The 23275-nt window shown below is 60.8% G+C and carries 29 protein-coding genes; 10 read left to right on the top strand and 19 right to left on the bottom strand.

Features of this window, described 5'->3' with window-relative positions; genetic code table 11:
• Positions 1 to 2: 2 nt before the first annotated feature.
• Complete coding sequence (locus ACTHND_RS07600) at positions 3 to 2237, bottom strand: catecholate siderophore receptor Fiu (RefSeq protein ID WP_440177345.1); 2235 nt, start codon at positions 2235 to 2237, stop codon at positions 3 to 5.
• A 217-nt stretch (positions 2238 to 2454) separates the two neighbouring features.
• Between ACTHND_RS07600 and ACTHND_RS07595 the strand changes: the two genes are divergently transcribed.
• Genes ACTHND_RS07595 through ACTHND_RS07585 form a run of 3 tightly spaced genes read left to right on the top strand, consistent with a single transcriptional unit; the run spans position 2455 to position 4766 of the window.
• On the top strand, positions 2455 to 2694 hold the full coding sequence (locus ACTHND_RS07595; protein WP_440177344.1) for a FeoA family protein: 240 nt from the start codon (positions 2455 to 2457) through the stop codon (positions 2692 to 2694).
• Positions 2695 to 4524: a ferrous iron transporter B gene (gene feoB, locus ACTHND_RS07590; protein WP_440177343.1), complete on the top strand. Its 1830-nt coding sequence runs from the start codon at positions 2695 to 2697 to the stop codon at positions 4522 to 4524.
• Positions 4521 to 4766: a DUF6587 family protein gene (locus ACTHND_RS07585; RefSeq protein WP_440177342.1), complete on the top strand. Its 246-nt coding sequence runs from the start codon at positions 4521 to 4523 to the stop codon at positions 4764 to 4766. Before feoB ends, ACTHND_RS07585 begins: the two co-directional genes overlap by 4 nt.
• Before the next feature lie 35 nt (positions 4767 to 4801).
• On the opposite strand, the gene ACTHND_RS07580 is transcribed toward ACTHND_RS07585, so the two are convergent.
• Positions 4802 to 7264, bottom strand: coding sequence for a glycoside hydrolase family 3 N-terminal domain-containing protein (locus tag ACTHND_RS07580; protein WP_440177341.1), 2463 nt, complete (start codon positions 7262 to 7264; stop codon positions 4802 to 4804).
• A 137-nt stretch (positions 7265 to 7401) separates the two neighbouring features.
• On the opposite strand from ACTHND_RS07580, the gene ACTHND_RS07575 reads away from it, so the two are divergent.
• Positions 7402 to 7818, top strand: a complete 417-nt coding sequence (locus tag ACTHND_RS07575; RefSeq protein WP_440177340.1) for a GlcG/HbpS family heme-binding protein — start codon at positions 7402 to 7404, stop codon at positions 7816 to 7818.
• Here ACTHND_RS07575 and ACTHND_RS07570 read toward each other — a convergent pair.
• The 13 genes from ACTHND_RS07570 to ACTHND_RS07510 all read right to left on the bottom strand — a co-directional run bounded on the left by ACTHND_RS07570 (position 7815) and on the right by ACTHND_RS07510 (position 14579).
• Positions 7815 to 8351, bottom strand: coding sequence for an SRPBCC domain-containing protein (locus tag ACTHND_RS07570; RefSeq protein WP_440177339.1), 537 nt, complete (start codon positions 8349 to 8351; stop codon positions 7815 to 7817). The two genes, ACTHND_RS07575 and ACTHND_RS07570, sit on opposite strands and share 4 nt — an antisense overlap.
• On the bottom strand, positions 8348 to 8833 hold the full coding sequence (locus ACTHND_RS07565) for an SRPBCC family protein (RefSeq protein WP_440177338.1): 486 nt from the start codon (positions 8831 to 8833) through the stop codon (positions 8348 to 8350). The genes ACTHND_RS07570 and ACTHND_RS07565 overlap by 4 nt, the downstream gene beginning before the upstream one ends.
• Positions 8830 to 9246: a VOC family protein gene (locus ACTHND_RS07560; RefSeq protein ID WP_440177337.1), complete on the bottom strand. Its 417-nt coding sequence runs from the start codon at positions 9244 to 9246 to the stop codon at positions 8830 to 8832. Before ACTHND_RS07560 ends, ACTHND_RS07565 begins: the two co-directional genes overlap by 4 nt.
• A 12-nt stretch (positions 9247 to 9258) precedes the next feature.
• Complete coding sequence (locus tag ACTHND_RS07555; RefSeq protein WP_440177336.1) at positions 9259 to 9735, bottom strand: SRPBCC family protein; 477 nt, start codon at positions 9733 to 9735, stop codon at positions 9259 to 9261.
• Position 9736: 1 nt separating this feature from the next.
• The gene (locus ACTHND_RS07550) at positions 9737 to 10432 is read right to left on the bottom strand and encodes a YceI family protein (protein ID WP_440177335.1); all 696 of its coding nucleotides are present in this window, start codon (positions 10430 to 10432) and stop codon (positions 9737 to 9739) included.
• A 26-nt stretch (positions 10433 to 10458) separates the two neighbouring features.
• Positions 10459 to 10995, bottom strand: coding sequence for an SRPBCC family protein (locus tag ACTHND_RS07545; RefSeq protein ID WP_440177334.1), 537 nt, complete (start codon positions 10993 to 10995; stop codon positions 10459 to 10461).
• Positions 10992 to 11483 carry an SRPBCC domain-containing protein gene (locus tag ACTHND_RS07540; protein WP_440177333.1) on the bottom strand — a complete coding sequence of 164 codons (492 nt, stop codon included), beginning with the start codon at positions 11481 to 11483 and terminating at the stop codon, positions 10992 to 10994. Before ACTHND_RS07540 ends, ACTHND_RS07545 begins: the two co-directional genes overlap by 4 nt.
• Positions 11480 to 11998 carry an SRPBCC family protein gene (locus tag ACTHND_RS07535; RefSeq protein WP_440177332.1) on the bottom strand — a complete coding sequence of 173 codons (519 nt, stop codon included), beginning with the start codon at positions 11996 to 11998 and terminating at the stop codon, positions 11480 to 11482. The genes ACTHND_RS07540 and ACTHND_RS07535 overlap by 4 nt, the downstream gene beginning before the upstream one ends.
• A 10-nt stretch (positions 11999 to 12008) precedes the next feature.
• On the bottom strand, positions 12009 to 12455 hold the full coding sequence (locus tag ACTHND_RS07530) for an SRPBCC domain-containing protein (RefSeq protein WP_440177331.1): 447 nt from the start codon (positions 12453 to 12455) through the stop codon (positions 12009 to 12011).
• Between the two features lie 116 nt (positions 12456 to 12571).
• A complete protein-coding gene (locus ACTHND_RS07525) occupies positions 12572 to 12910 on the bottom strand; it encodes an ArsR/SmtB family transcription factor (protein WP_440177330.1) in 339 nt (112 codons plus the stop codon).
• An 82-nt stretch (positions 12911 to 12992) separates the two neighbouring features.
• The gene (locus ACTHND_RS07520; RefSeq protein ID WP_440177329.1) at positions 12993 to 13574 is read right to left on the bottom strand and encodes a GNAT family N-acetyltransferase; all 582 of its coding nucleotides are present in this window, start codon (positions 13572 to 13574) and stop codon (positions 12993 to 12995) included.
• Between the two features lies 1 nt (position 13575).
• On the bottom strand, positions 13576 to 13893 hold the full coding sequence (locus ACTHND_RS07515) for a hypothetical protein (RefSeq protein ID WP_440177327.1): 318 nt from the start codon (positions 13891 to 13893) through the stop codon (positions 13576 to 13578).
• The gene (locus ACTHND_RS07510; protein ID WP_440177325.1) at positions 13890 to 14579 is read right to left on the bottom strand and encodes an MliC family protein; all 690 of its coding nucleotides are present in this window, start codon (positions 14577 to 14579) and stop codon (positions 13890 to 13892) included. Before ACTHND_RS07510 ends, ACTHND_RS07515 begins: the two co-directional genes overlap by 4 nt.
• A 103-nt stretch (positions 14580 to 14682) precedes the next feature.
• On the opposite strand from ACTHND_RS07510, the gene ACTHND_RS07505 reads away from it, so the two are divergent.
• Positions 14683 to 15207 carry a hypothetical protein gene (locus tag ACTHND_RS07505; protein WP_440177323.1) on the top strand — a complete coding sequence of 175 codons (525 nt, stop codon included), beginning with the start codon at positions 14683 to 14685 and terminating at the stop codon, positions 15205 to 15207.
• Positions 15208 to 15408: 201 nt separating this feature from the next.
• Here ACTHND_RS07505 and mdh read toward each other — a convergent pair whose 3' ends face one another.
• Both mdh and ACTHND_RS07495 read right to left on the bottom strand, forming a co-directional pair.
• Positions 15409 to 16371, bottom strand: coding sequence for a malate dehydrogenase (gene mdh / locus ACTHND_RS07500; RefSeq protein WP_090650147.1), 963 nt, complete (start codon positions 16369 to 16371; stop codon positions 15409 to 15411).
• A gap of 343 nt (positions 16372 to 16714) precedes the next feature.
• Positions 16715 to 17335: a hypothetical protein gene (locus tag ACTHND_RS07495; protein ID WP_440177321.1), complete on the bottom strand. Its 621-nt coding sequence runs from the start codon at positions 17333 to 17335 to the stop codon at positions 16715 to 16717.
• Between the two features lie 324 nt (positions 17336 to 17659).
• On the opposite strand from ACTHND_RS07495, the gene sdhC reads away from it, so the two are divergent.
• From sdhC to ACTHND_RS07470, 5 genes are all read left to right on the top strand, one after another.
• Complete coding sequence (gene sdhC, locus ACTHND_RS07490; RefSeq protein ID WP_440177319.1) at positions 17660 to 18061, top strand: succinate dehydrogenase, cytochrome b556 subunit; 402 nt, start codon at positions 17660 to 17662, stop codon at positions 18059 to 18061.
• Entirely contained in the window at positions 18061 to 18447 is a 387-nt protein-coding gene (gene sdhD, locus ACTHND_RS07485) for a succinate dehydrogenase, hydrophobic membrane anchor protein (RefSeq protein ID WP_440177317.1), read from the top strand. The genes sdhC and sdhD overlap by 1 nt, the downstream gene beginning before the upstream one ends.
• Positions 18448 to 18449: 2 nt before the next feature.
• Positions 18450 to 20240: a succinate dehydrogenase flavoprotein subunit gene (gene sdhA, locus ACTHND_RS07480; protein ID WP_440177315.1), complete on the top strand. Its 1791-nt coding sequence runs from the start codon at positions 18450 to 18452 to the stop codon at positions 20238 to 20240.
• 1 nt (position 20241) lies between these two features.
• Entirely contained in the window at positions 20242 to 21018 is a 777-nt protein-coding gene (locus ACTHND_RS07475) for a succinate dehydrogenase iron-sulfur subunit (RefSeq protein ID WP_440177313.1), read from the top strand.
• A gap of 169 nt (positions 21019 to 21187) precedes the next feature.
• Positions 21188 to 21508, top strand: a complete 321-nt coding sequence (locus ACTHND_RS07470; RefSeq protein WP_090649080.1) for a 2Fe-2S iron-sulfur cluster-binding protein — start codon at positions 21188 to 21190, stop codon at positions 21506 to 21508.
• Positions 21509 to 21701: 193 nt separating this feature from the next.
• On the opposite strand, the gene chrA is transcribed toward ACTHND_RS07470, so the two are convergent.
• Both chrA and ACTHND_RS07460 read right to left on the bottom strand, forming a co-directional pair.
• On the bottom strand, positions 21702 to 22922 hold the full coding sequence (chrA, locus tag ACTHND_RS07465; protein ID WP_440177311.1) for a chromate efflux transporter: 1221 nt from the start codon (positions 22920 to 22922) through the stop codon (positions 21702 to 21704).
• 35 nt (positions 22923 to 22957) lie between these two features.
• Complete coding sequence (locus tag ACTHND_RS07460; RefSeq protein ID WP_440177309.1) at positions 22958 to 23275, bottom strand: ArsR/SmtB family transcription factor; 318 nt, start codon at positions 23273 to 23275, stop codon at positions 22958 to 22960.

Raw genomic sequence — 23275 nt, 5'->3', positions numbered from 1 at the left:
AATCAGAAGCTGACATGGGCCGTCAGACGGAAGGTTTGTGGCGTGCCCGGCGTATAGCGGTAGCCGGACTTGTTGATCGCCGCCACATACTGTTTGTCCAGCAGATTGTAGGCATTGAGCTGGAGCTGGACGCGCTGTGTAAGCTGATACGTCGCCACGCCATCGAAGACGACATAGCCCTTGACGAAGGCCGGTGTGCCGACCGCGCCATCCCTGCCGCGCTTCATTTCGCCGTTATAGCGGGCGCCGCCGCCAATAGTGAAGCGCTTGCCGGCATAGGTCGTCCACAGGGTGAAGGCGTCGGTCGGGCTGTAGGCCAGGTCGGCTGAGCCGTCGGCGGTGACGACGGTCACATTTTTCACCTTCGTATCCATGACGGTATAGCCGGCGCTGATGTTCCAGTGCGGATTAAGCTGGCCGACCACGCCCAGTTCGATGCCGGAGACGCTCTTCTCGCCGGCATGGTAGAAGGTGCCGTCGGTATCGGTGGCGATCGTGTCGGAATATTGCGTGCGGTAGAGGGCGCCGGTCAGCGACAGGCGTTTGTGCAACAGGTCCCACTTGGTGCCGATTTCCGAAGTTTCGGCCTTTTGCGGGTCGACATTCGGATTATTGGCATTGGCGGCGTCATCGGCGGCCAGGGTGAAGCTGGCGCCGCCCGGCGGTTGCTGGGTGATGGCATAGGAGGCGTAGATACTGCCATTGGCGGCGGGCTTGTAGACCAGGCCGAACTTGCCGGTCAGCAGATCGTCTTCGGCCTTATACGCCGTGACCGCGCCATCAACGGCGACGCTTTTGTAGTCAGTTTTATAGTGATCGAGGCGCAGGCCGGCGCTGACCTGCCAGGCTTCGCTGAAACGGATCGTATCGTTGACATAGAGGCCGATCGTATCGGTCTGGCCATCGCTGTAGGCGCCGCTGTGTTTACGCGTATAGCCGCCAACATTGGCATCTGGATTGTAGACGCTGACGACCGGATAGGCGCCGGCGGTAGTGCTGTCGAAGGCCAGGCTCTTCTGTTCTTCGCTGATCAGCTCCAGGCCGGTACTGAGGCTGTGTTCCAGGCCGCCGGCACGGAAATGCGCCTGCAGATTGGTCTGGTTGGTCAGCATGGTATTGCGAACGTCCTTGTTGTTGACAAGGCGCGTCAGGGTCCAGGTCGACGGATCGGCCGGGTCGGGCGTCAGCAAGGGGCGCGTGCTGGTGGCGGCTTGGCCCATAATGGCGCTGAGCTGGTAATCCTGATCGGTCTGGCTCCAGCGCGTCAGGTTGCTGAAATGCAGGCCGTTATTGAAATCGTGTTCGATGCTGAATGTGACAACATCGGTCTGGATGTCGTCGAAATCATCCTTCGTACCATAGAAGTTCTTCGGATTGACCGGCGCGGCCGTATTCAGAAAATCGCGGCCATCCGGAGCGGAATAGCCCGGCAGGCCGATGGTCGAGACGCCGCCATCGGGCATATTATCCTGATCGACGTGCATATAGTCGAGGAAATAGCGGGTCGAGGTGCCGAGGCCGAAGCCCAGCGAGGCGGCGGCGCCCCAGCGCTTGTTCCTGATCTCGTTACGCCCCGCAATACCGGCATCCTGGGCCATCAGGTTGAGGCGCATGGCGCTGGTTTCGGCCAGCTTCCAGTTTGCATCAGCCGTGGCGCGGGTGCAATCACCGCCGCCCGCGGAAACCGAGGCACTGGCGAAGTCGTGCGGCGCGGCGTGCTTGCTGTAGAGGTTGATGGCGCCGGTGGCCGAACCGCGGCCGACATCGGTGCCCGCCGCGCCTTTCAGGACTTCGACGGACTCGATATTGAAGACATCGCGGGAAACCGAAGCCACGTCGCGCACGCCATCGACGAAGATGCTGCCGGAGGCGTCCGATCCCCGCATGTAGACGGCGTCGCCGGTGGAGGTGCTGCCGTTTTCACCGAGATAGAAGGTGCCGACGCCCGCCGAATTGCGCAGGGCTTCGGTGAGGGTGGTCGCGCCCTGTTCGCGGATGATTTCCTTGCCGATGACCTGGATGGTTTGCGGTGTATCGATCAACTCCGCCGTAGCCTTTTTGCTGGATGAAGAGTCCGCCTTGTAAGGCGCGCGGCGCTCGCCCCTGACCGTCACATGGGTGGAATCGCGGGCCGCATCGGCGGCCGCATCAGCCATGGCTGCTGAGGGTAGTGCCAGGGCGGTGAGGGCCAGGGCGTAGGGATTTACCGCATGTTTGCGGCTGCGAATGGAGGACATGTTTCTTCTCTCAGACTAGGCCGGGGAGGCGGCGTTGCACATTTGTTATTGCGAACCATTCTTAATTGCAAGCTGAATCTTGCGAATAATTTGCATTATTGCCTTTTGGCTGCCGCATTGCCGGGCAAATTGCCGCAGGTTTTTGCGTTTCATGTGCAATCGCTTGACCGGACGGGGGCATAAATGATAATCATTCGCATCATACGAGTGAGCCCTGATGAAACTGACCGACCTGCCCGCCTTTGCCCCTGCCCGTGTGACCGGCGTTATCGATACACATGACGGCGACCTGATCAGCAATCGCCTGCGCGAACTGGGCTTTGTCGATGGCGAGGAGATCCGGGTGGTCGGGCGCGGCCCGATCGGCGCCGACCCTTTGCTGATCCAGATCGGCTTTACGCGGTTTGCCCTGCGGCGTTCGGAAGCGTCACGCGTTTTGGTCGAAAAGGCCGCATAAATGGACGCTCTCACTATCGCGCTTGTCGGCAACCCGAATTGCGGGAAAACGGCCCTGTTCAACCAACTCACCGGGGCGCGCCAGAAGGTGGCCAACTATGCCGGCGTCACGGTCGAGCGCAAGGAAGGCTTTTTCAATGCCCCTTCCGGCCGCAAGGTGCAGGTGCTCGACCTGCCGGGCACCTACAGCCTGGAGGCCATGGGGCCGGACGAAATCATTACCCGCGACATCTGCTTGGGGAGACGTCCGGGCGAGACCATGCCGGACCTGATCGTCTGCGTCGCCGACGCCACCAATCTGCGCCTGCACCTGCGCTTTGTGCTGGAGGTCAAGCGCCTGGGGCGGCCGATGATTCTGGCGCTGAACATGATGGATGCGGCGAAAAAGCGTGGCATCCGGATCGATACCGCCAAACTCGAAGCCGGGCTAGGCGTGAAGGTGATCGAGACCATCGCCGTCAAGGCCGAAGGCACGGCAGCGCTGGTGGCGCACCTCGACGCTAATGTGGCGCCACATGTGCCCGAGGTGAAAGAGACGGGTGACCTGCACAGCGATGTGCGCCGCATTCTCGATGCCTCGGTGGTCATGCCGCAGCGTACCTCCCTTATCGATGACCGGCTGGACGGCATCCTGCTCAATCCCTTCCTCGGCATTCCGATCCTCGTCGCCATCATGTTCGTGGTTTTCCAGGCGGTCTTCACCTGGGCGACGCCGGCCATGGATTTCATCGAGGCCAGCATGGCCTGGCTTGGGGGCGTGGTCACCGAAACCCTGCCGGACGGTCTGCTGAAAAGCTTCATCGCCGATGCCCTGATCGGCGGTTTGGGATCGGTCATCGTCTTCCTGCCGCAGATCATCATCCTGTTCTTCTTCATCCTGATTCTGGAAGAATCCGGCTACCTGCCGCGCGCCGCCTTCCTGCTCGACAAGCTGATGTCCAAAGCCGGCCTGACCGGGCGCTCTTTCATTCCGCTGCTGTCCAGCCACGCCTGCGCCATTCCCGGCATCATGGCCACGCGGTCGATCCACGATATCCGCGACCGCATCACCACCATCATGATCGCGCCGCTGATGACCTGCTCGGCGCGCATTCCGGTTTATACGCTGCTGATCGCCGCCTTCGTGCCGGAACAACAGGTGTTCGGCTTTATCAGCTTCCGCGGCCTGATCCTCTTCGGCATGTACATCATCGGCATTGTCGGCGGGCTGTCGGTGTCGCTGGTCATGTCGGTTTTCCGCCGTGACAAGAGCGAGCATCCGCTGATCATGGAACTGCCGTCCTATCGCCTGCCGCACGCCAGGAACCTGGCCATCGGCCTGGGCGAACGCGCCATGATCTTCATGCGCCGCATCACCGGCATCATCTTTACGGTCAATACCCTGCTGTGGGTCACGACCACCTTCCCTGGCAAGCCCGACGGCGCCACCGGTCCGGCAATCGACTATTCGCTGGCCGGCATGATCGGCCATGCCATCGCGCCCATTTTTGCCCCCATCGGTTTCAACTGGCAGATCTGCGTGGCCCTGATCCCCGGCCTGGCGGCGCGCGAAGTGGCTGTCTCGGCGCTGGGCACGGTCTATGCCGTTTCCGGCAGCGATGACGCCGTGGCGTCGCAACTGGGCTCGCTGATCTCGTCGCAATGGTCGCTGGCCACGGCGCTGTCCCTGATGGCGTGGTATGTTTTCGCGCCGCAGTGCCTTTCTACTTTGGCGGTTATTCGCCGCGAAACCAATTCGTGGAAGATGGTCGGCGTCACGGCGGGCTATCTGTTCGCCCTCGCCTACATCTTCGCGTTCCTGACTTATCAGATCGTATCGAGGCTCTCATGATTTACGCTGTCATTCAGGCCGTTATCATCACAGCGATTGTCGCCTTCTGCGCCGTTCAGATGCTGCGCAGGATGATGCCGAAGCTGAGCCATGATTTGCAGGTAAAAGGCGCTAACGCTCTCAATCGCGTCGGCATGACAGGCATGGCGCAAAAGCTGGAACCGGCCGTGGCGAAGGACGACGGTTGCGGCTCGGGCTGCGGCAGTTGCAAGGGCTGCGCGCTGTCGGAACTGAAGCGGTAAGACTTGCGCCTCCGCCAGTGGAGACACAAGGCATGTCATTCCGCCGGACAGGCGGCACCGGTTTTAGTTTCAGTCAGACGGATATCCGACACAGATATATCAAGCATACCAGCCGTCTCGATACGCGCCACGGTGGGCGTGGCGGCGAGATCCTGCGCCTTAAAGCATGACAGCGGCACGGCAAGCGTGACGTAACCGGCGGAGGCGGTTTTCAGCCAGTTTGTGACCGGCACTGATGCCGATCCGACGCCCAAACGCACGTCACCGGAGGGCGCGGCATTCACGCGGATCGACAGCGCAATCATCATGGCGCCATTGGCTTCGCGGGCGATATCGGACGGCGTGTCGGCGCCGACTTCCAGCGCCGCCTTGCCCTTGCCATTCCATACGGCCTTAACCGCGCCGTCTGCCTGCGGCGAAACGGTCAGTGCCGCCGTGCCATAGAGCGTCGCCTGGCTGCCGACATAGTCCATTCGGTGCTTGTCGTCATCGGCAAGGGTCAGGTGATAGCCGTTCCAGAAGGTGCCCTTACTGAAATAGACGTTTTTTTCGCCATATCGGGTGGTATCGGCCACTTCCGGCAGTTGCGGCGTCTCGGCCGGAGCGGCGTAACTCAGGCCGTAGCCATAGGCGAACTGCGGATCGTAATTTTTGTCCCCGACATTGAGCGGCGTCTGGTCGGGACGTTTCGGCCACGAGAAACTGAGCTTGCCGGTAAAGTCGCGCTTGCCGGTCAGCACATCGGCCACGCCTTCGCCTTCAGACCCCGGCAGCCAGGCGGCGACAAAGGCATCGGCGGCATTGATCTGCGGGTTCACATAGAGCGCCCGGCCCGACAGCATCACCGCCACAACCGGAATGCCCTGTGCCTCTAGCCTTTTAATCAATTCCATAGAGTCGGAATTGTCATGGTGCAGGGCAACATCTGACTGATCGCCCATGAATTCGGCATAAGGGGTTTCGCCGAAGACGACGATGGCGACATCCGGCTTTTGCGGCGCCGTACCATCCGGGCTGTAGAGCGCCTGGCCACCGCCGGCCTCGATCTGAGATTTCAATCCCTCATAGATCGAAGTGGCGCCAGGGAAATCGGCATTGGTGTTGTCGGCGCCCTGCCAGGACAGCGTCCAGCCGCCCGACTGCATGGCGATATTATCGGCGCCATCACCGGCGATCAGGACGCGCGCATCGGCCTTCAGAGGCAAGACACCATTGTTTTTGAGCAGGACCAGCGATTTGGCGACGGCTTCGCGGGCGATGGCGCGGTGCTCCGGCGTACCGATGGGCTTAAAGGTGTCCGGACGGTTGGCCGGCGAGAGCTGATCGAACACCTTCATGCGGAACTTCACGCGCAAAATCCGCCGCACGGCATCATCCAGCCGCGCTTTCGGGATTGTACCGTCATTCACCTGCCTGACCAGGTTGGCGTAGAGTAGTTTCCAGTCCTGTGGCTGGTTGAAGATATCCAGTCCGGCATTGAAAGCGACCGGGCAGTCTGAATTGGTGCAGCCGGGGATCTGGCCATGGGCCAGCCAGTCGCCCATGATGAAGCCGTCAAAGCCCATCCGGCCTTTCAGCACATCGGTCAGCAGGGCCTTATTGGCGTGCATCTTGGTGCCATGCCAGGAATTGTAGGAGGCCATGATCGACTGCGTGCCGGCATTTATGGCGTCGGCATAGGCGGCGCCATGCAGACGGGCGAGGTCGGCCTCGGAGACGGTGGAATTGCCCTGGTCGCGGCCGCCATCGGTCGAGCCATCACCCAGGAAATGTTTGGCGGTGGAGATAACATGGTGGTCGTCGAGGAAGGCCGGGCCCGTACCCTGCACACCTGAAACCATGGCGGCGGCGTATTGTTTGGTGATGGCCGGATCTTCCGAATAGCTCTCATAGGTGCGGCCCCAGCGGTCATCGCGCGCCACAGCGATGGTGGGGGCAAACGACCAGTCCATGCCGGTGGATCGCACCTCGGCGGCGGTCGCCTCGCCGATGCGGCGGATCAGGTCGGGATCGTGCGCGGCGCCCAGGCCGATATTGTGCGGGAACAGCGTGGCGCCATAGACATTGTTATGGCCATGCACGGCATCCGAGGCCCAAATCAGCGGGATGGTCACCTTCTGGCCGGGCGCAACGGATGCCTGGTAATAGGGCTCGATCAGGTCCACCCAGTCTTTCACCGTGGCGTGCTTGTTGCCGTTCGGCACGGCGCCGCCGCCGTTCTCGATCGAGCCGATATGATACTGCGTCACCTCTTCCGGCTTGATCGACTTCCATTCCGGCTGGATGACCTGGCCGACCTTTTCCTCGATCGTCATTTGCGCCAGCATGTCGGTGATGCGTTTTTCGATAACGGGATCGAGGGCGATGGGTGATTTGGCGGCCGGCCACAGCTTGGGATGGACCCTTGCGGGCTTTTCAGCGGCGTAGGCGCCGGCACCGAGAGCCAGCCACAGGGCAACCACGGACGCGGCGGCCCGCAAAAGGGGACGATGGGACATAAGGCGCTTCTTCTCTGCTATATTTTATTTGCCTCTATGGATCACGATGACAGCGTTGTCGTCAAGGGACTATTGACACCGGTGACGAGGCATCCCTATTCAGGTTCACATATAAAAAGGAGCGGAGAGGATACCGGATGCAAACCCAACTCAATCTTGGCGAGGCCGAAGCCCGGCTGGCCATTGACGCCTGCGTGGCCGAACTGAAAAAGCGTGGCAAGGCCGGTGTGGTCGCGGTCGGTGACAGTCATGGCGAACTGCTGGCCCTGTGGCGCACCGATGGCTGCGCCCTGCCGCCGATCGTCATTGCCCAGAACAAGGTCTATACCGCCGCCCGCGTGCGCGGCCCGTCCGGCGACCTGGGCCGCAATGCCCAGGCCGATGGCTCCGATGTCCATTATCACGGCGACAGCCGCTATGTCGGCTGGGATGGCGGCGCACCCGTCATGCACCAGGGCCAGTGCCTCGGCGCGGTGGCGGTCAGCGGCCTGTCCGGCGTCGAGGATCTGGAAATTGCCCAGATCGGCATCGACGCCATCCTGGCCAGCCTTTAGCCGCCCGCTCTTTCGAGCACGGCGTCCAGCTTGTTGAAGCTGCCGCTCCAGCCCACACCGCTGCCGAGCTTGATATGGGCATCACGCATGGTGGCCATGGTGAAGGTTTGGCGCACGATAACGCGCGTGCCGGCGCCTTCGTCGGTGAAGGTGATCAGGGTGCGGATCGGATCGGCGTTATAGTCCTCCGGCCGCCCGCCGGCCTCGACAAAACCGGCCTTGACGGCTTCATGCCAGCCCTCGGAATGACGGCTGGCATCCATGATCATGACCAGGCTTTCGTTCGGCACGATCTCGCCGAAATGGCCGCCGATTGGATAGTCCTCGCCTTCGGGGCTGTGCATGACGAGTGAGATCTCGCCACCTTCGCGCACATCGATATTGACCGTGGCGGTGAAGCCTTCCGGCCCCCACCATTCGGCCAGCATGACCGGATCAACCCAGGCCATGAAGACCAGCGGGCGCGGCGCATCGAAGAAACGCGACAGGACGATATCATTCGCCTCGGTGGCGACATCTGTTTGATAACTCATGCGGAAATCTCCATCGGGAAGGATAGAAGCGTGTGCAGGCGATCGAAGCTCGACCACCAGCCGTCGCCGTGGCCTTCAGCTTCATGCGCCGACAGGAACGGCTGCTGGGTCAGTGTCAAGAGGGTCTGGTGGCCGCGATCCTGGAAGGTAATGACGACCGTATTGGCCTCGCCGCGTTCGCCGGCCTCTTCCCAGACAAAGGTGAAGACCAGCTTTTCCAGTGGCACGACCTCGGTGAAGACGCCGGTCTGCCACAGGGCCTCACCGGTCTCGACCGAGGTCAGGCCATTGCGCCACCGGCCGCCCGGCCGCACATCCATATCGAGATGTGTGGCCGGATAATGCGCCGGTCCCCACCATTGCGACAGCAGGGCCGGATTGGTCCAGGCTTCATAGACGAGGGCCCGCGGCGCATCGAACAGGCGCTCGATCCTGAGGTCACGATCCGTATGAGCGATGTTTCGGCAGGCCCCGTCCCTCATTTCGGCAGTTCCGCTTCGAGGCTGATCATCCACGGCGTGCCATAGCGGTCGGTTACCATGGCGAAGAGCGGCGTCCAGAAGGTCTCCTGCAGTTCCATCTTGACCTCGCCACCGTCTGCGAAGGCGGCATAGATGCGCCGGGCGTCTTCCGGTGCCTTCGGGTTGATCGTCACCATGAAACCGGCCGGCTTGGCGAACATATGCAGCGGCGCATCCGAACCGGCAATTTCATGGTCGCCCACCTGTAATGTGGCGTGCATGATCTTGTCTTTCCATTCCGGACCGAACATGTCCTTCATCGGACTTTCGCCGTGGGTCTGTATGAAGGTGATCTCGCCGCCGAGGGTTTCGGCGTAGAATTTGAAGGCTTCGGCGCAGGTGCCGGGGAAGTTGAGGTAGGGGGTGATTTTCATGGCAGCGTCTCCTTATACTTCTGCTTTTTGGGAAATGATGTAGGCCAGCGCCATATCGATCAGCTTTTCGGTGCCGGTCTTGCGATCTTCCGGCGTCGGGTAGCCGTCGAAATGGACGACCTGTTCGGTCAGTTTGAGGTGCGTGCCCTGGCCGTTCGGGGTGAACTCGATGGTGGCGAGCGAACAGGACAGCCGCTTGTCATTATGGTGCATGTCGTAGCTGTAGACGATGCGCTGGTCCGGCACGATGTCGCGGTATTCGCAGGTGAAATCGCTGACCGTGCCGCTTTGCCAGCGGCCCTTCAGCCGTTCGGTGCCGCCTTCGCGGAAATCGAGGTGGCGCTCGATCAGTTCCCATTTGTCGGCGGGCGCGGTGAACCACTGCGCCTTGGCGTCGGCATTGGCCCAGGCGAAGAAAACCAGGTTGGGCGGCGCGCCTATATCGCGTTCAATGGTGAAGGTATCGTGGTGGCTGGAGCGTTCAGTCATCTTAAGTCTCCTTTGGTTTCAGGGCAGGACCGGTCATTTCGGTCTCGATGGTGAAATGGACCTCATCCCCCACGCCCATGGTGGTGCCCGGCGCCGGGATGCCGTAACCCATGCCGAACTGCGAGCGCCTGAGCGTACCTTTGGCCGAGAAGCCGATGCGGGCATTGGGGTCATAGCCCGCCAGGCCGGGATAGCCGCCATTGAAGGTGACGGCCAGGGTCACCGGATGCGTGACGCCATGCAGGGTCAGATTGCCGGTGACATTGGCGGTATTGGCGCCGGTCATGGCGATATTGGTCGAGGCAAAGGTGATCTTCGGGAAGGCCGCGGCATCGAAGAAAGTCTTGCCCATCAGTTCGTCATGGAAGCCCTTGGGCGGGTTGTTGAGGTCCAGCGATTGCGGATCGATGGCCACGGTCAGCGCCGCCTTTTCGGGATGCGCCGGGTCGAGTTTCAGGCGGGCGTCGATACCGGTAAAGCGCGCGGTGAAATGCGAAAAACTCATGTGGCTGACGCTGAAGGTCAGGGAGGTGTGCGCTGGATCGGTCTTGTACTCGCCGGCCGGAATATTGGCCACCGATGGTGCGGCGGAAGCCGGTGCCGGTTCGGGTTTTTGTTCGGCCTTTTGGGGCGGTGTGCAGGCCAGATTCAGGGCGCAGAAGCTTAAGACCGCGCACGTCGTGAGCAGGCGTTTCATCATTGTCTCCTATAGTTTCAATGGCCCTAAGCGGCTTCCTGTTCGCTCAGGCGTTTCAGGTTTTCCAGCCCGCGTTCAAAATCCTTGCCGATCAGGTCGTCCATGTTCATCACCGTGCTCATCAGCTTGGACATGAAGGGCGATGGCCCGAACATCGCCCAGGTCACCACCGTGCCGTCGCCAGACGGCTGGAGCAGGAACTCGGCGCTATTGGTGGCTGGAATGGGCTTGAAGAAATCGAGATTGATCAGCAGGCGATGCGCGGGCGCAGCTTCTCTAATGGTCATGCGGCCCTTGCCGGCTTTTCCGTTACCGTCCCAGTCATAAACCGCACCAATACCGGAGGTTTCGCCGCTATAGGCGCGCTTGAGGCTGGGGTCGAGCTGCTCCCAGGGTGACCAGTCCTTCCATTTGCGAAAGTCGGCGATATGGTTGTAGACAATCCCGGCCGGCGCCTTGATCGTTATCGAACGCTGCATCCGGAAATTGTTCGGCTTGGTGATGACGACGAGCAGGAAGGTGAGCAGGGCCGCCAGAACCAGAATGACGATCAGCATTATCATTTCGCATTTTCCGGAACTGTGTTGAGATAGGCATCAAGCTTGTCCATCATGTCCCTGGTGCCGCCGATCCGGTCTTCGAGATGATCGACGCCATCGATAAACAGGATCTGCTCGACGAGTTTGAGGTGAGAGCCTGATCCTCTGGTCGAAAACTCCAGCACCTGTTGAGATACGGTGAACAGCCTGCCATCCATCGTCATATTGTACTGATGGATTATGCGCTCATCCGGCAGAATGTCGAGATAAAGCCCGTCATTGGTCATCCACGGCGCGTCGGGATTGGGGCGGCCGCGCCAGTGCTCCCAGCCGCCTACCTCGAAATCCATCGTGTGTCGGGTGACCTCCCAGGTGCCCTCACCGCCGTACCAGGCCCGCTTGGCCTCCAGGCTGGTGAAGGCCCAGAAGAGCAGCGATACGGGATGATCGTAATCGCGTTCGAGCGTAAAAGTTTCGGGCTTCGCGGCCCGGATGGATCCGGGCGTCATCATGATTTGATCCTCGCCAGATAGGTCTCGAGTTGCATGTAGGTGCCGCCAAAGCCCATCTGCATACCGGCATGACCGGCCTTAAAGACGGCGCGCTCTTCGGGCGTGGCGTTGATCGGGAAAGAGCGGCTTTCATAGATCGTCTTACCGTCTTTTTCCGTCAGGGTCTGAATGGCCAGCACCTCCAGCGGCCACAAAGGCGCCATCGGATGGCGTACCGGATCGCCGGCCTCGTTACAGAAGGACACGACATAGGCGATCTTGTCCGGCGCGCTGATTTCGCGGAACACCCACTTGCCCCACATGGTCACACCCGTCGGCATCTGCATCCCGTAAAGGAAGGTTCCGCCGACCTTGAGATCGAGTGATTTGACGATCAGCTTCATGCCGACAGGGCCGAACCAGTTGGCGAGATGTTCAGCCTTTGTCACCACATCCCACAACAAGGCCTTGGAGGCATCGAAGGTGCGGGTGATCTTGAAGACTTCATCTTCGGCGGCGGGGGCTTCCAGGGTCATTATGATTTCCTCAAAGGGTTTGCAGGTGGGCTTCAAGCCGGTCGAAATTCTGTTCGTTGGCGGCTTCAAGAAAGGGGGCAAGACCAGAATCCTGGCCGGGGGCAAAGTTCATGATCCAGGTCAGGTCGGTGGTGTCGTCGTCCACGGCATCGAAGCTCATGGTCATGACGAAATCGTGCATCGGCTCGATATGCTGCATGACGATCCGCTCAGGCGAGACTTCGAGGAATTCCTTGATATTATCAAACTCGCGGTCGTTTTCGTTGACCATGGTGAACAGCCACCGGCCGCCGGCGCGCAGATCGAAGGTGTCGATGCGATTGGTGAAGCCATGCGGCCCCCACCATAGCCTGACCTGCTCCGGGTCGGCAAAGGCGGCATAGACCTTCCCATGCGGGAAAGGCAGCCGGCGGCGGTTGAGTACCTTGTAGGCCGGGGTATCGGTTGTCTCAGTCATGCTTCACTCCCCTGGCTTGCAAGGTTTTCAGATAGGCGGCCAACCGGTCGAGGCGCGCTTCCCAGAGCTGCTTGTAGTATTGCCACCACATACCGGTCTCCATCAAAGATCAATAATTAGTTCGTCGGGCCATCCGGTTTGAGAGTCTTGAGATAGGCATCGAGACGATCTAAACGGGCTTCCCACATCTTGCGGTATTCGCCGATCCAGGCATCGACCTCCTTCAGCGGTTCCGGTTCCAGCTTGCAGGGCCGCCATTGCGCTTCGCGGCCGCGCGAAATCAGCCCGGCCTTTTCCAGCACCTTCAGGTGCTTGGAAACCGCCGGCAGGCTCATATCGAACGGTTCGGCCAGTTCGCTGACCGAGGTTTCGCCCAGCGACAGGCGGGCCAGTATGGCGCGGCGCGTCGGATCGGCCAGGGCGTTCAGGGTTTGCGACAGGCGGTCTTGGGACATGGGGTACTCTACTCAATTTAACCTATTTGTTAAATAACTTATTGGTTAAATATGGTGTGGAGTCAAGCGACTTTTTTTCAAGTCATTTTAAGCTTTGTTTTTCAAGAGATTTTTCCGGTTTTCCCCACTCGTCCCGCGTCTGCCCCCAGATATCGACGGCCATATCGGCGAAGGGATCGGGCAGGTTGGCATGGCCCATCAGATATGAGCCCAGGCTCTTCGCCACGCCGACCGAACCGGCATTGGCTGGGGCGATGGTATGGATCACTTTATCCCACCCCAGGGTATCGAAAGCGAAATCCATGGTGGCGATGGCGGCCTCCCTGGCGTATCCCTTGCCCCAGTAGGGCGAGCGCAGGCCCCACCCGACCTCGCGGTCCGGCCAACCATGCGGATGGATCGGGCCGATCCGCCCGATCCATTCACCCGACGCTTTCTCGATCACCGAGAACATGGAAAAGCCATCGAGCGCCCAGGCACCAGCCATGGCGCGCATATTGCGCCAGACCACAGGCGGCGACACCACGCCGCCCAGATGCGTCATGGTCGCTTCATCGGCGTGAAAGGCGCAGAAGCCATCGAAATCAGCATCAACCGGCGGGCGCAGAATCAGGCGATCGGTTTCCAGTGTGGGGCCGAGCGGAGAGTCATAAGGCAACGTCAAATCAGCGATCCTCGATATCCAGGGTGCGGCCGGTGCGGCGGTCTATATAGACATAGCGGGTGACCGTCGAGGCCCCACCGCCCCAGGCGCTCAGGCCCGCCAGGAAACCGAGATCGTACCAGCGGCCAATATTGGGATAGGCGTACATGCGGATGGTATCGGAAAACAGGCTGATGACGAAGGAGATCGGCGCCAGCAGGCCATCGATAATGCCGCGCACCAGGGCCGGATCATTATGCCCGCCCATCGGCCGGGTGGCGCAGGCGGTCAGCAGGCACAGGCCGGTGAGGGCGGCGATTGTCAGGATGGCTTTTTTCATGGCTTTATCTCCTCGCAAACGACCATGCCCTTGCCGGGTACGGTCCACATGACTTCATCGCCCTTGTTCCAGAATTCATACGCGCCGTCGGGCAGATCGGCGGCATAGCGCGCGCCGGAGGCGCTCTCGCTCTGCGTCAGAACCGCGCTTTTGTCGGCCCATCTGACATAGACCAGCGAACTGGCGCCATTGATAAAGGTTGAGGTCATGTCGCCGCCGGGGCAATGCCAGCCGATCGGCCCGATGCTGACGGCGGTATCGTTGCGCGCCACTGGGTAGCCGGCGCGCAGGTCGCTGATCCGGCCGGCATAGGCATTGAGCAGGCAGGTTTCGCTGCTGTCGGTGGTGGCGCAGGCGTTGCGCTTGTTCAGCCAGCCACCCTGCAGGCGTTGCAGCGCTACACGATCGATGCCAGGCGCCTGACTGATCAGGCCGTAGAGCCGCGTGACCTCGACATCGAGTTGGGCCAGTTCCGCATTGCCGCAGACCATGATCTCGGCCTTGAGGGTCGCTTTCTGGCAATTGAAACTGGGCGTGGCCGCGGCCGCCTGGGCCAGGGGCTGGACGGCCGCGCTGGCCTGTTCGGAGGCTGCGGCGGCACTGCTTTGCGCCTCCGCCTTCTGGCTGGGGGCGCAGGCGGTCATCAGGGTGGCGACGGCCAGGATCGGAATGACGGATTTGAACATGCGAAACTCCTCAGATGAGGCAGCCTAGCATATCTGCAAATAAAAAAGCCGCCCGTTTTCAAGAACAGATTTTTGCCACTTAAAGAAGAATCGTGTCACAGGCGTGCCTATGGGATACTGGCCTCTGCTTATTGTTTCCGGAAACGCAACAAGTCTGTCGCATCTCGAACCTTTCGAGTTTCAGTGCTTGCCGCGCGGTTACGTCCAGCCGATAGTGCTAAACGTCCGCTTCAATGACCATTGCTTCACGACCGGGTTCGATCCGACCAAGCATGATCCGCTGGATATCCTCCCCACGCTTCTGGTTACCAAGACAGAGAAGCGTGTATTTTGTCCGGACCGCTACAACCTGAGTTTTCAGTTACCGGAACTTATCAAAGCATTCTGCGGCAAGCGTATTGCCTCGACACGGGATGGCAATCTTGTCCGCGTGGAAAGCCCGGATGGCCAGAGCTACGCCATTTTCTTCACTATGCGAAAGCAGAGCGCTACCAGGGTGAACCTGTTTGTTGTCAGCGCTTATCCGATTGGGCCGGGCAAAAAGGTCGCCTACACGGGAGAGATGAAATTCGATATCGCCCTGGCAAAAATCCTGCGGGGTGAAAAGGCGAAATTCCCGAACCGATAGAAACGAAAAAGGGTTCCCGAAGGAACCCTTTTAAGCATCTGGCAACCGCTTGGATATCTCGCATTGCGCGTGGACCTGCTGGGGCCGAAGCTTGCACAGGCGGGGGAAGTTATCTCAGCCAGTCAACTTTCCGTATTTCACTTTATATTTGAAAATACGGCAAAAGTCAAGAAAATCGGAACTTAAGTATATAGTTTCCGGTTACGCCAGCGACGGATCGATCGTCTTGCAGGCGGCGATCAGGCCCTGCACGCTTTCAACCGACTTGGCGAACATCGCCTTTTCCTCGTCATTCGTCGAGAACTCGATGATGCGCTCGGCGCCGTCCTTGCCGATCACGGCCGGGACACCGACATAGAGGCCGCGCAGGCCGTATTCACCGTTGAGATACACGGCGCACGGCAGGACGCGCTTCTTGTCGAGCAGGTAGGACTTGGCCATGGCAATGGCCGATTCCGCCGGAGCATAGAAGGCCGAACCCGTCTTCAGCAGGGCGACGATTTCGCCGCCACCGCCACGGGTGCGCTTCACGATGGCGTCCAGTTCTTCCTGGGTGAAGAAGCCCTGGGCCACACATTCCGGCAGGGGCAGACCGCCGATCGTCGAGTGGCGCACCATCGGCACCATGTCGTCGCCGTGACCGCCCAGGGTCCAGGCGTGGATGTCCTCGACCGACACGCCGGTCTTTTCAGCCAGGAAGTAGGCGAAACGGCCCGAGTCGAGCACGCCGGCCATGCCGATAACCTTTTTGTGCGGGAGACCCGAGAACTCGCGCAGCGCCCAGACCATGGCGTCGAGCGGGTTGGTGATGCAGATGACGAAGGCGTTCGGCGCATATTGCTTGATACCTTCGCCAACGGCCTTCATGACCTTCAGGTTGATACCCAGCAGGTCGTCGCGGCTCATGCCCGGCTTGCGCGGTACGCCGGCGGTGACGATGCAGACGTCGGCATCGGCGATGGCCGAATAGTCATTGGCGCCCTTCAGGGCCACGTCCTTGCCGAAAACGGCGGTGGCTTCGGCGATATCCAGCGCCTTGCCTTGCGGCGTGCCTTCCATGATGTCGAACAGGACGACATCGCCCAGTTCTTCACGGGCGGCGATGTGGGCCAGCGTGCCCCCGATCATACCCGAACCAATCAGAGCAATCTTTGCGCGTGCCATGGGAACTCCCTTTGAAAATGCCGCAGTAATGATATTTGCGCTACCGCTTCGCGGCTTGAGCGCGGATCTGCTGGCGTCCTAGTCCTGTTAACGGCTGTGCGCAAGTCCCCTTGAGAACGGTTTGCTGCACAGCAACCGAAAAAGTGATATCCCGGTAATGGACGCATGTTTAAATGGGATTAATGGGGCAAAGAAAGAACCCCCACCACCAAAGCGCAAGAGCGCTTCGGTCCCCCTCCCCATTAAAATGGGGAGGTCTAAAAAGATGCTTAGTATCATACCTCCCCGACTTGTCGGGGAGGGGAACCGCGCCGAAGGCGGGGTGGTGGGGTATCTTACTTGTTCAATTCCCCATCCGGACCTGTGACATGGTGACCGGCGTCTTGACGCCCTTGGGGTCGAGCATATAGCCGCGCCACAACGCATCGCCGCCCTGGGTCAGGTGCAGGAGCGTGGGCGAGCGTGCGCCGCCGGCATAGTAGGTGACTTCCATGTCGCGGCCGGTCATGTTGATATCCGAGACGAAGCCCGAACTGTTCATGCCGAAACCCGCCAGCATGGAGCGCCAGGCGCCTTCGATCCGGCCGCTGACAGCGTTTTCACTGCGCAGTTCCAGGCCGAGGAGCTTCTGGCCATCGGCGCCGGCCACCACCCACGAGCCTTCCATATTGCCGACCTGGCTTTCCTTTGACCGCAGGGCCGACAGCAGGCCGGAATCATAGCTCAGTTCGCGCGAATCTTTCGGACCTTCGTAGTTGCGGCGGTAGGCATCGACACTGACAGCCGCGCTTGACATAGAGGTCTGCGGCGTTGGGGCCGGGGGTGTTGCGTTCGCTACGGCCGGTGCTTGCGGGGTCAGGGCCTGCTCCACCGTGGTGGCTGCGGGCTGGGTATCCGGCAGAAGATCATCCTGGGCGGCGCTCGGCGTCATCAGGGCGGCGGAAAGGATCAGGGCAGAAATCACTAGGCTGTACTCTCTTACTGCGGCAATGTCGGAAGGGGGAAGCTGTGCGCGGGCGATATGAGCTAATCAGGCGCAACTTAAGAAGTTATTCATCAGATAAGCAAACCATAAAAATTTGTCGAAGCTGGGGCGAAATGGGAATCACATCGTCGTGAAGCCCGTTCATGCGGATGCGAAGCGTTCGCGTAAGTGATCTGCAAAAAACGGCTTTTCGTATTGAAAGCTTGATTGACACAGCGCTTTCAGGGTCTAAAAGACCGGCAAGTGTAACGTTCCCGGCTGCGTTTTTCGCGCCGGTACAAGACATGGGTTAAGGCCACACATATGTCTCAGACTCCTCACCGCCCTTTGTCACCCCATTTGCAGGTCTGGCGCTGGCATATCACCATGTTCAGCTCGATCATGCACCGCGTTACCGGCTCGGCTTCGGTCGCCGGGGCGATCCTGGTGGCCGCCTGGCTGGTCGCCCTCGCCATGGGGCGTGAACACTACACCTGTTTTCTGACGCTGGCCTCGTCGCCGCTCGGCCTGCTGGTCTGGTTCGGCCTGTCACTTGCCGGTTTCGTTCACCTGACCGGCGGCCTGCGCCATCTGATCTGGGATACCGGCGCCGGTTTCGAGCCGAAGAAAGCCGACCAGATCGCCCTGTGGACCATGATCCTCGGCGTTGTTCTCACCCTCGTCTTCTGGGCGGTCCTGTTCTCCACCGGCAAGGTGCATTTCTGATGACTACTGATCGCAATGTCGGCGCCAAGAGCGTCAAGTCCTGGAAACAATCGGCCCATCACGGCGCCGGCGAATGGCTGGCCGAACGCGGCACCTCGCTGGTCCTGATCCCGCTCACCCTGTGGGCGGCTTACGCGGCCTTCACCGTTGCCGGCGGCGGCTTCGATGCGGCCGTGGCCTTTGCCCGCGTGCCCCTCAATGCCGGCCTGATCGGCCTGACCATGCTGATCTCGGTGTGGCATATGTATATGGGCATCAAGGTCATCATCGATGACTATCTGCAAGGCGGCCTGCGCGGCTTTACGATGTTTCTCAATATTCTCCTGAGTGCGGCTCTTCTGATTGCCACCGGCTACGCGCTCTTCGTTCTGCACCAGGGGGCGTAAAAATGGCTAAACCCTATAACATCATCAATCACGAATATGACGTGGTCGTGGTCGGCGCCGGCGGGTCCGGCCTGCGGGCCGCGCTTGGTGCCGGGCAAGCCAGCCTGAAAACCGCCTGTATCACCAAGGTCTTCCCGACCCGCTCCCACACCGTGGCCGCCCAAGGTGGCGTCGCCGCCTCGCTCGGCAATATGGGCGAGGACAAGTGGGAATGGCACATGTACGACACCGTCAAGGGGTCGGACTGGCTGGGTGACCAGGACGCCATCGAATACCTCGTGCGCAACGCACCGAAGGCCGTCTACGAACTGGAACACTGGGGCGTGCCCTTCTCGCGCACCGAGGACGGCAAGATCTACCAGCGTCCGTTCGGCGGCATGACCCGCAATTATGGCGAAGGTCCGGTGCAGCGCACCTGCGCCGCCGCCGACCGTACCGGTCACGCCATGCTGCACACGCTGTATGGCCAGTCGGTGCGCAACAATGTCGAGTTCTTCATCGAGCATTTCGCCCTCGACCTGATCATGGATGACGGTGTGTGCCGTGGCGTGACCACCTGGCAGCTCGACAATGGCGACATCCATGTTTTCCGCGCCCACCTCGTCATCCTGGCGACCGGTGGCTATGGCCGCGCCTACTTCTCGGCCACCTCGGCCCACACCTGCACCGGTGACGGCAACGCCATGGTGCTGCGCGCCGGCCTGCCGCTGCAGGACATGGAATTCGTGCAGTTCCACCCCACCGGCATCTACGGCTCCGGCTGCCTGATCACCGAAGGCGCGCGCGGCGAAGGCGGTTACCTGACCAACTCGGCCGGCGAGCGCTTCATGGAACGCTACGCCCCCTCGGCGAAAGACCTGGCCTCGCGTGACGTCGTGTCGCGCTCGATGACCATGGAAATCCGCGAAGGCCGCGGCGTCGGTCCGAAGAAGGACCATATCTTCCTGCACCTCGATCACCTGCCGCCGGAAATCCTGCACAAGCGCCTGCCGGGCATCTCGGAATCGGCCAAGATCTTCGCCGGCGTCGATGTGACCAAGGAGCCGATCCCGGTCATCCCGACCGTCCACTACAATATGGGCGGCATCCCGACCAATTATCACGGCGAAGTCCTGACCCTTAAGGACGGCAATCCGGATACGGTCGTGCCGGGCCTGATGGCTGTCGGCGAAGCGGCCTGCGTGTCGGTACATGGCGCCAACCGCCTCGGTTCCAATTCGCTGATCGATCTTGTGGTTTTCGGCCGCGCCGCCGGCCTGCGCGCCAAGGAACTGGTGCAGCCGGGCGTCGCGCACAAGGATATCGGCAAGACCCAGGTCGACAAGCATCTGGCTCGCCTCGATACATTCCGCAATGCGTCCGGCGCCACGCCGACCGCGAAACTGCGCCTTTCCATGCAGGAAGCCATGCAGAAGGACGCTGCCGTTTTCCGGACCGGCGACACCCTCAAGGAAGGCGTTGCCCGCCTGGCCGAAATCCATGCCGCATCCAAGGATATCGGCATCAAGGATCGCGGCCTGATCTGGAATACCGACCTGGTCGAGGCGCTGGAATATGACAACCTGATCAATCAGGCGGTCGTCACGGTTAATTCGGCCGTCAACCGTGAGGAAAGCCGCGGCGCCCATGCCCGCGAGGACTTCCCGAACCGCGACGACGAAAAGTGGATGAAGCACACCCTGATGTGGATCGATACCGAAACCGGTCAGGTGAAGACGGACTATCGTCCGGTCCATACCTATACCATGACCAACGACATCGCCTACATTCAGCCGAAAGCACGGGTTTACTGATATGGTTGAGCTTACCCTCCCCCGCGATTCCAAGATCAAACAAGGCAAGCGCTTCAAGGCCGCGAAGAAGACCAAGACGACGCGCACCTACAAGATCTACCGCTTCGATCCGGATGCCGGCGAGAACCCGCGTTGGGACACCTATGAGGTGGATTCGGCCGATCACGGCCCGATGCTGCTCGACTCGCTGATCTATATCAAGAATAACGTTGATTCGACCCTGGCCTTCCGTCGCTCCTGCCGTGAAGGCATCTGCGGCTCCTGCGCCATGAATATCGGCGGCCGCAACACACTGGCCTGTACCAAGGGCCACGATGAGTTCAAGGGCGACATCACCATCGCCCCGCTGCCGCACATGCCGGTGGTGAAAGACCTGATCCCGGACCTGTCGGGCTTCTATAACCAGTACGCCTCTATCGAGCCGTGGCTGGAATCGAAGACGCCTGATCCGGAAAAGGAACGCCTGCAAACCCCGGCGAATCGCGACAAGCTCGATGGTCTCTACGAGTGCATCCTGTGCGCCTGCTGCTCGACCTCGTGCCCCAGTTACTGGTGGAACCAAGACAAGTATCTGGGTCCGGCGGCCCTGCTTCAGGCCTATCGCTGGATCGCCGACTCGCGCGACGAAAACACCAAGGCCCGCCTGGAGTCGCTCGAAGATCCGTTCAAGCTCTATCGCTGCCACACCATCATGAACTGCGCGCAGGTCTGCCCGAAGGGTCTCAACCCGGCCAAGGCGATCGCCGAAATCAAGAAGATGATGCCCGCGAAGGGATAAAACCCCTTCTCCTCCCCTGCTTTAGCGGGGGAGGTGGCGCGGCGCTCGCGCAGCGAAGTCCGCGACGGAGGGGGCCGTTCCCCACCGTCTTGAATGCCCCCTCCGGCGGGACAAGCCCGCCACCTCCCCCGTTTCGCCAAGTGGCTCACAGGGGAGGAGGAAAGAAATCATGGCCAAGATCACCTATATCGAACACGACGGCAAAGAACACATCATCGAGGTCAAGCCGGGCCAGAGCGTCATGGAAGGCGCGGTCAAGAACAACATCCCCGGTATCGATGCCGATTGCGGCGGCGCCTGCGCCTGCGCCACCTGCCACGTCTATGTCGATCCGGAATGGGCCGACAAGACCGGCACGGCTTCGGTCATGGAAGAATCCATGCTCGATTTCGCTAACGACCTGCAACCAACCTCGCGGCTATCATGCCAGATTATCGTGTCCGACGCGCTTGATGGTTTGATCGTGCGGATGCCAGAGAATCAACACTAGACTGAATGAAAGTTCAATTATTTGAATCGGAGTCCAGCCTTATGCGTCGGCCGACAAATCTTAGCTAGAGCGATTAAAATAATCGAACTTTCATATTCGACTTGATAGGCTGTTTTGTTCGCAGAGCCATTTTCACTCAGCAAAAGCGCCGATTTCAGTGCGAACCGACATCACCACATTTAAGGCCTGAGCCTCAGAACCCGAGGTACAGCCGGAGCATCGAGGCGCCGACGCAGAGACCGACGACCAGCAGCGGCGGGGTGTGCCATTTTTCGAGAAGCAGAAAGCCGGCAACCGCGATGGCGACATCGTCCGGTCCGAAAACGGCGGATGTCCAGACCGGATTGTAAAGCGCTGCGCCGAGGATGCCAACCACCGCCGCATTAACCCCCGCCAGTGCGGCGCGCGCCACGAGATTATGCCCCAGCCGCGACCAGAATGGATAGACGGCCAGCACCAGCAGGACACCGGGCAGGAACAGCATGACCAGGGCGAGTGCCGCCATCATTGCGGGGCTCCAGGGTGAGGCCACCGCGCCCCCCAGATAGGCGGCGAAGGTAAATAGCGGCCCCGGCATGGCCTGCGCCGCGCCATAACCAGCGAGGAAGGCGTCATCGCCGATCCACCCGGTCGGCACCAGCGCATCGCGCAGCAGGGGCAGCACCACATGTCCGCCGCCGAAAACAAGCGTGCCGCTTTTGAAGAAGATATTGGCCAGCCCCCATTGCGTATGTCCCGGATAGAGGGCGGACGCCAGAGACAGGCTGGCCAGTATGCCGATGAAAACCGCACCGGCGGCGATACCGACGCGCCGGCGCACGGGCGGATGCGCCGCACCGGCAGAGATGTCAGGAATGTCACGGCACAGCCGCAGTCCCAGGAAACCGCCGCCGGCAATGGCCAGAAGCTGCGTCGCCGGTGATGCCACCAGCAGGATAACCAGAAAGGCGGCCAGGGCGATAGCCGCGCGCCGCCGGTCGGGGCAGAGCTTGCTCGCCATGCTCCAGACCGCCTGGGCGACAACCGCCACGGCGACCAGTTTGAGGCCATGGATCGCACTCAGGGCCACCGGACCTTTCAGGCCAGGGGCGAGAACGGAACAGGTGAACATCAAAAGGGCGGATGGCAGGGTAAAGCCCGTCCAGGCGGCCAGGGCGCCCCAGGCACCGGCGCGACGCAGGCCGATCAGCAGGCCCGTCTGGCTGCTGGCGGGACCGGGCAGGAACTGGCAGAGAGCCACTAGGTCGGCATATTCGTCTTCGTTCAGCCATTTTCGCTTCTGCACGAAAGCACGACGGAAATAACCGAGATGGGCGATCGGCCCGCCGAACGAGGTCAGGCCCAGCCACAGAAAGGCCAGCAGGACTTCCAGCGCACGACCGGCTGTGGTTGATTTCGCCGGTGCTGATGTCATGCCCGCTTCCCCCTCCTCTTCTGTCATTCCGCCGCTTAAGCCTTTTCGGCCTCGCCATAGATCCGGCACAGGAGATCGATTACCTGGCCGGCGCCTTCATCGGCCAGGTGATAATAGATGGTCTGGGCATCCCGGCGGGTGCCGACCAGGCCCTCGGCCCGCATCTTTTGCAGGTGCTGCGAGGCCGCGCCCTGGCTTAAGCCCACCAGTTCGGTCAGTTCGCCGGCGCTTTGCTCGCCCTCGCTCAGCCTGCACAGGATCATCAGCCGTTGCTCGCTGGCCATGAGCTTGAGAAGGCGGCTGGCCTTCTGGGCGCTGGCCGCCAGAGTCATGGGAGAAACAGGCTTGTTCAT

Source organism: Asticcacaulis sp. (assembly GCF_051954415.1).
In the GTDB taxonomy this organism is placed as follows: domain Bacteria; phylum Pseudomonadota; class Alphaproteobacteria; order Caulobacterales; family Caulobacteraceae; genus Asticcacaulis.
This window is presented reverse-complemented; position numbering and strand designations above follow the sequence as displayed.